The organism is Rhizobium sp. P2_G2 (assembly GCF_056403555.1).
The window spans coordinates 1-5809 of sequence record NZ_JBFUFF010000195.1 but is presented as its reverse complement, the minus strand read 5'-3'; the positions used below and the strand labels follow the sequence as shown (position 1 = coordinate 5809).

Annotated in this window: 5 protein-coding genes; all 5 read right to left on the bottom strand. The window is 63.4% G+C overall.

Annotated elements, in window-relative coordinates; translation table 11 throughout:
* Nucleotides 1–82: 82 nt before the first annotated feature.
* The 5 genes from AC1D06_RS41455 to AC1D06_RS41435 all read right to left on the bottom strand — a co-directional run bounded on the left by AC1D06_RS41455 (nt 83) and on the right by AC1D06_RS41435 (nt 5491).
* On the bottom strand, nt 83–1444 hold the full coding sequence (locus tag AC1D06_RS41455) for an NAD-dependent succinate-semialdehyde dehydrogenase (protein ID WP_477991288.1): 1362 nt from the start codon (nt 1442–1444) through the stop codon (nt 83–85).
* Nucleotides 1445–1494: 50 nt separating this feature from the next.
* Nucleotides 1495–2319 (bottom strand): sugar phosphate isomerase/epimerase family protein, encoded by an 825-nt coding sequence (locus AC1D06_RS41450; protein WP_477991287.1) that lies wholly within the window; start codon nt 2317–2319, stop codon nt 1495–1497.
* Between the two features lie 13 nt (nt 2320–2332).
* Nucleotides 2333–3508, bottom strand: a complete 1176-nt coding sequence (locus tag AC1D06_RS41445; protein WP_477991285.1) for a dihydrodipicolinate synthase family protein — start codon at nt 3506–3508, stop codon at nt 2333–2335.
* Between the two features lie 3 nt (nt 3509–3511).
* The gene (locus tag AC1D06_RS41440) at nt 3512–4687 is read right to left on the bottom strand and encodes a Gfo/Idh/MocA family protein (RefSeq protein ID WP_477991283.1); all 1176 of its coding nucleotides are present in this window, start codon (nt 4685–4687) and stop codon (nt 3512–3514) included.
* Between the two features lie 126 nt (nt 4688–4813).
* A complete protein-coding gene (locus AC1D06_RS41435) occupies nt 4814–5491 on the bottom strand; it encodes a TetR/AcrR family transcriptional regulator (protein ID WP_477991281.1) in 678 nt (225 codons plus the stop codon).
* Nucleotides 5492–5809 lie beyond the last annotated feature (318 nt).

The following is a 5809-nucleotide window of genomic DNA, read 5'->3' as shown; positions in this document are numbered from 1 at the left end:
CCCCTCATCTGCCCTGCGGGCATCTTCTCCCCGAGGGGAGAAGAGGGAACCAACCGGGCCTACCGCGCTCTATTCGCAAACCTTACGCCCCACCCCAAACCAATTTCGCATTCGTCAGCTCACGCGCCCCCAGCCCGCCAAGCTCACGCCCGAACCCCGAGCCCTTCACGCCCCCAAACGGCGCGCGCGGATCCGATCGCACGAAATCGTTGATGAACACCGCCCCCGCCTCGAGCTTGCCGGCCACGCGATTGGCCTTCTCGGCATCGCCACTCCACACCGTCGCACCCAGGCCGTAATCTGTGTCATTGGCCAGCCGCACCGCCTCGTCCTCGTTCTTGAACGTATAGAGCATCGCCACCGGCCCGAAGAATTCTTCCCGCGCGATCGGCGCGTCATGCGGCAGGCCGGAAATCACCGTGGCCTCGTAGAAATTACCCGGCCCTTCCATCTTCTTGCCGCCCACGAGCACCTTGGCGCCGGCTTTCACCGCCTCGTCCACCTGCCGCTGGGTGTTGTCGCGGATATCGCTGCGGGCGAGCGGGCCAAGTTTGGTTTCCGGCTTCATCGGGTCGCCGACCGGGATTTTCTTCACTGCCTCGACGAAAGCCTGGGTGAACTTTTCGGCAATCGATTCCTCGACGAACAGGCGTTTGGCCGCGATGCAGCTCTGCGCATTGTTGGAATAGCGCGAGGTCACCGCCATCTGCACCGCCTTGTCGAAATCGGCATCGGAAAAGACGATGAACGGGTCGGAGCCGCCGAGTTCCAGCACCACTTTCTTGCCGAGCGAACCGGCCTGCTGCGCCACGGTGCGGCCGGCGAGCGTCGAACCGGTGACGGTGGCGGCGGCGACGCGCGGATCGGCGATCACTTTTGGCGCACGGCTCCGGTCGATCACCAGGTTGTTGTAAAGACCCACCGGACCGCCGGCATCGAGCACCAGCTTTTCGATCGCGGCCGCGCAGCCGAGCACGCTTTCGGCATGCTTGACGATCACCGTATTGCCGACGAGTGCGGCCGGAATGAAGAAGCGCAGCACCTGCCAGAACGGCAGGTTCCACGGCATGACGCCGAAGATCGGCCCGATCGACTGGTAGATGATTTTCGACGGCGTGCCGGGGATCGGCTCGTCGGCGATATATTTGACGCCGTCGGTGGCGAAATGCCTGGCGCCGAAGGCCGATTTCAGCACCTCGCCCTTGGCCTCGCCGAAGGGCTTGCCCATTTCCGAGACGATCAGTGCCGCATAGTCCTCGGCGCGCTGTTCGAGCAGTTCGGCAAGCTTGATCAGGAAGCCCGTCCGCTCTTCCAGCGATTTGGCCGACCAGGATTTCCAGGTTTCTTGCGCGCGCGCGATGATCTCAGCCACCTCGGCGTCGGAATGCTCCTCATAGGTGCCGATCAGGGCGCCGGTGGTCGGGTTATAGGAATGAAAGGCCATGTCCATCTCCTCCAATGTCAGAGGGGTAGCCCCCCTCGGTCAAATTCCTCTCAGCAGACCGTGCGGAAGCGCTCGACGCAGGTCGCGAGCACCTCCTCGCCCGGCCGTTTCCACCAATTGTTGGCGGAAAAGATCTCGACTTCCTGATGGCCGAGAAAGCCGGCTTTCTCGATCTCGGCGCGGATATGCTTGAGGTCGATGACGCCATCGCCCATCATGCCGCGGTCGAGCAGCAGGTCGACGGTCGGCACCAGCCAGTCGCAGACGTGATGGGCGAGAACGCGCTTTGCCCGCCCGGCGCGGGCGATCTGCTCTTCGAGCTTCGGGTCCCACCAGACGTGATAGACGTCGACCGCCACGCCGATGCCGTCGCCCAGCAGGTCGCAGATGTCGAGCGCCTGTTCGAGCGTGTTCACACAGGCCCGGTCGGCCGCATACATCGGATGCAGCGGCTCGATGGCGAGCGGCACGCCCGCGGCTTTCGCGGCAGGGAGGATGGCCGCGATACCGTCCGCCACCATCTGCCGGGCAGCGGAAATGTCCTTCGATCCTTCCGGCAGGCCGCCGACGACCAGCACCAGGCAATCGGCGCCCAGTGCCGCAGCTTCCTCGATGGCCAGCAGATTGTCGTCGATCTGCGCCTGCCGCTTTTCCTTGTCGGCCGCCGGAAACATGCCGCCACGGCAATGGCCGGTGACGCGCAGCTTGTTGAGCTCGACGATGCGCGCCGCTTCCTTGAGGCCAATCTTGTGCACCTGATCGCGCCAGGGCGAGATGGCGGTGATATCCTGCTTCAGGCAGGCATCGACCGCCTCGGCGAAACCATATTGGCCGCGCGTGGTGGCGAGATTGATGGAAAGCCCCTCGACTGCCATGCCGCCCTCCCCCTCAGCTTACGCCGACCGTGGCGAGGATGGTCTTCATCCGCGCCGCAGCCAGATCCGGATCGCGCAGCACCCGTGCCTGGTCCGCCAGGCGGAAAAGCTCCGCCAGATGCACGATCGAGCGCGCGCTCTGCTGGCCGCCGAGCATGGTGAAATGATCCTGAAAACCGTTGAGATAGGCGAGGAACACCACGCCGGTCTTGTAGAACCGCGTCGGCGCCTTGAAGATATGCCGCGACAGCGGCACGGTCGGCGCCAGGATGGCATGGAAGCCATCGAGATCATTGGCAGCCAGCTTCTGCAGGCTGGCGCTGGCGGCGGGCGCGATGGCGTCGAAAATGCCGAGCAGCGCATGCGAATAACCCTGGTCGTCGCCGCCAATCAGTTCGGCATAGTTGAAATCGTCGCCGGTATACATTTTCACCTGCGGATCGAGCTGCCGGCGCATGACGATCTCTTTTTCCGCCGACAACAGCGAGATCTTGACACCATCGACCTTGGCGGCATTGTCGTTGATGATCGCCACCGCCGTCTGCATCGCCGTCCTATCGTCCGCCGAGCCCCAATAGCCCTTGAGCGCCGGATCGAACATATCGCCGAGCCAGTGGATGATCACCGGCTCCTTCACCTGGCTGAGAATGCGGTCATAGACCCGCACATAATCATCCGGGCTCTTCGCCGCTGCGGCCAGCGCCCGGCTCGCCATCAGGATGATGCGGCCGCCCTGACTCTCGACATAGGCAACCTGTTCCTCGTAGGCGGCGATGACATCGTCGATCGTGACGCCATGCCCTGGCGCCAGATGGTCGGTGCCGGCGCCATAGGCGATCCGCGCATCCGAGCGATTGCGCGCCGCCGATTGCACATGCCGGATCACCTCCTGCGCGCCGGCCCAGTCGAGCCCCATGCCGCGCTGCGCGGTGTCCATGGCTTCCGCCACGCCGAGCCCCAGGTCCCAGAGATATTCGCGGAACGCCACCGTCCGCTCCCAGTCGATCGCCCGGTCGAGCCAGGGATCGTTGTCGGCCAGCGGGTCGACGACGATATGGGCGGCGGCAAAGGCGACGCGGTTGAACGCGTGGCCTTTGGCCGGCTTTTCCGGCACCGGGACCGGCGTGTTGGCGATCGTGTAATCGGCGATCGTGCCGCCGGATATTGGCAGGCGAAGCGTGAGGCCCATGGTTCAGGCCACCTTCAGTGCCGGCACGTCAGCGAGCGACGGCACGTCGACCCAGCGGCGCTCCTGCCAGCTCTTGTGCGCCAGCTCGGCCAGCTGCACGCCCTTGGCGCCTTCGCGCAGCGAAAATTTCCACAGCGCATCCTCGACCACATGGCGCAAAAAGTCTTCCCACTGCGCCTTGAAGCCGTTGTCGAACGCCTGCGTCTCCGGCACTTCCTCCCAGGTGTCCAGGAAATTGATCGGCTGCGCCTGGTCGGGGTTCCACACCGGCTTCGGCGTGTTGACGCGGTGCTGCGTCCAGCACTTCATCAGGCCGCAGACGGCAGAGCCATGCGTACCGTCGACCTGGAAGGTGACGAGATCGTCGCGGCGCACGCGCACCGCCCAGGACGAATTGATCTGCGCCACGACGCCGCCATCGAGCTCGAAGGTCGCATAGGCTGCATCATCGGTATCGGCCTTGTATGCCTTGCCGGCCTCGTCGACACGGCTCGGAATATGGGTCGCGCCATAGCAGCTGACCGCCTTGACCTCGCCGAACAGGTTGTCGAGCACATAGCGCCAGTGCGGCAGCATATCGAGGATCATGCCGCCGCCGTCGGCCTTGCGGTAATTCCATGACGGCCGCTGCGCCTTGACGCCCCAATCGCCCTCGAACACCCAATAGCCGAACTCGCCGCGCACCGAGAGGATCTTGCCGAAGAAGCCGCTGTCGCGCAGCAGCTTGATCTTCCTGAGACCGGGCAGGAACAGCTTGTCCTGCACCACGCCATTCTTGACGCCGGCCTTTTCGGCGATCGCTGCGATCGACAGCGCCTCATCCAAGGTCTCGGAAATCGGCTTTTCGCAATAGACATGCTTGCCCGCGGCAATCGCCTTCTTCAGCAGGCCGACGCGCATCTGGGTCGAGCCGGCATCGAAGAAGATCGTGTCATCAGGGTTGGCCAGTGCGGCCTCGAGGTCGGTCGTTGTGCGGGCCACGCCATGTTTTTTGGCGATCTCGCCGATCTTGTCGGCATTGCGGCCCACCAGGATCGGATCGGGCACCAGGCGATCGCCATTGGCAAGCATCATGCCGCCCTGGTCGCGGATCGCCAGGATGGAACGGACCAGATGCTGATTGTAACCCATGCGGCCGGTAATGCCGTGCATGATGATGCCGATCGATTTCACCGCCATCGTTTGCCTCCCATAAATAACCATATGGTTACATCATAGGCACTCGAAAAGACGACTGTCAACCCATGCCGCAGGCAGGGGAAGCCGGCAAATGAACCGAGAGTCCGATTTTTGCGAGGTGGCGGCCTAGGGCCGGAGATAGGCGAAAATCACATCGACGATGTGCTGGCCCCAGGCATCCAGTTCCGCCTTGTCGGCGAGGTTGCGGCGGAAGATCGTCGACAGCGTCCAGCGATTGGTGAGGAAGAAAGCGCCGAGCGAGGCGATGCTCATATAGATCTTCACCGGATCGAGCCCGGCGCGGAAGTCGCCGCTGGCGACGCCGCGTTCGAGCAGGCCGGAAATCTCGTTCACCAGCGGCGAATGCAGTTCGAAAATCCGCGCCGAACGTTTCAAAAATTTCGCCTTGTTGAGATTCTCGGTGCCGAGAATGCCGAGGAATTCCGGATGATCGAGGAAATATTGCCACGTGAAAACAATAAGTTCGCGCATGCCCTCCTTGGGCGCGCGATGCGACAGATCAAGCCGTTGCTCGGCCGAACGGATCGCCACATAGCTGCCTTCGAGCACCGCGACATAAAGCGCGTCCTTGCCGCCGAAATAGTGGTAGAGCATGCGCTTGTTGATATTGGCGCGCTCGGCAATCGCATCGATCCGCGCCCCGCCATAGCCGCGCTCGGCGAATTCCTTGGTGGCCGCCTGCAGGATCGCCTGGCTCGTCCTTTCAGGATCGCGCTGCCGCGCCTTCGGCTCGCCGGCACTCTCAGCCTTGCCGCGTCCCCGCCCGGTCTTCACCTCGTCCATATCCACCTCGGCCCTGTGTTCGCCGGCCCTGTTGGCCGCATTCGTTCAGACAACTAGCCGATCATGGCGGTCGTTGACAGCCCCTCGCGGTTTCGCATCGCCAGTAACCATTTAGTTACAATTGATCGACACTTCGGCCGTTGGTGTGCCGAAGGCAGAACAGACGCATTTCATCGCCGCGACGACTGCGGCGCCGGGTGAATGCACGTACGGAGCCAGGCGGCACCCCCCTCTGCCCTGCCGGGCATCTCCCCCTCAAGGGGGGAGATTGGATGGGGCGCTCTTCCTGCCTCGATCTGCCGTCACATACTCATACTC

Coding starts and splice junctions, on each gene's coding strand:
- AC1D06_RS41455 (WP_477991288.1), bottom strand. CDS start 1,444: ATGGCCTTTCATTCCTATAACCCGACCACCGGCGCCCTGATCGGCACC.
- AC1D06_RS41450 (WP_477991287.1), bottom strand. CDS start 2,319: ATGGCAGTCGAGGGGCTTTCCATCAATCTCGCCACCACGCGCGGCCAA.
- AC1D06_RS41445 (WP_477991285.1), bottom strand. CDS start 3,508: ATGGGCCTCACGCTTCGCCTGCCAATATCCGGCGGCACGATCGCCGAT.
- AC1D06_RS41440 (WP_477991283.1), bottom strand. CDS start 4,687: ATGGCGGTGAAATCGATCGGCATCATCATGCACGGCATTACCGGCCGC.
- AC1D06_RS41435 (WP_477991281.1), bottom strand. CDS start 5,491: ATGGACGAGGTGAAGACCGGGCGGGGACGCGGCAAGGCTGAGAGTGCC.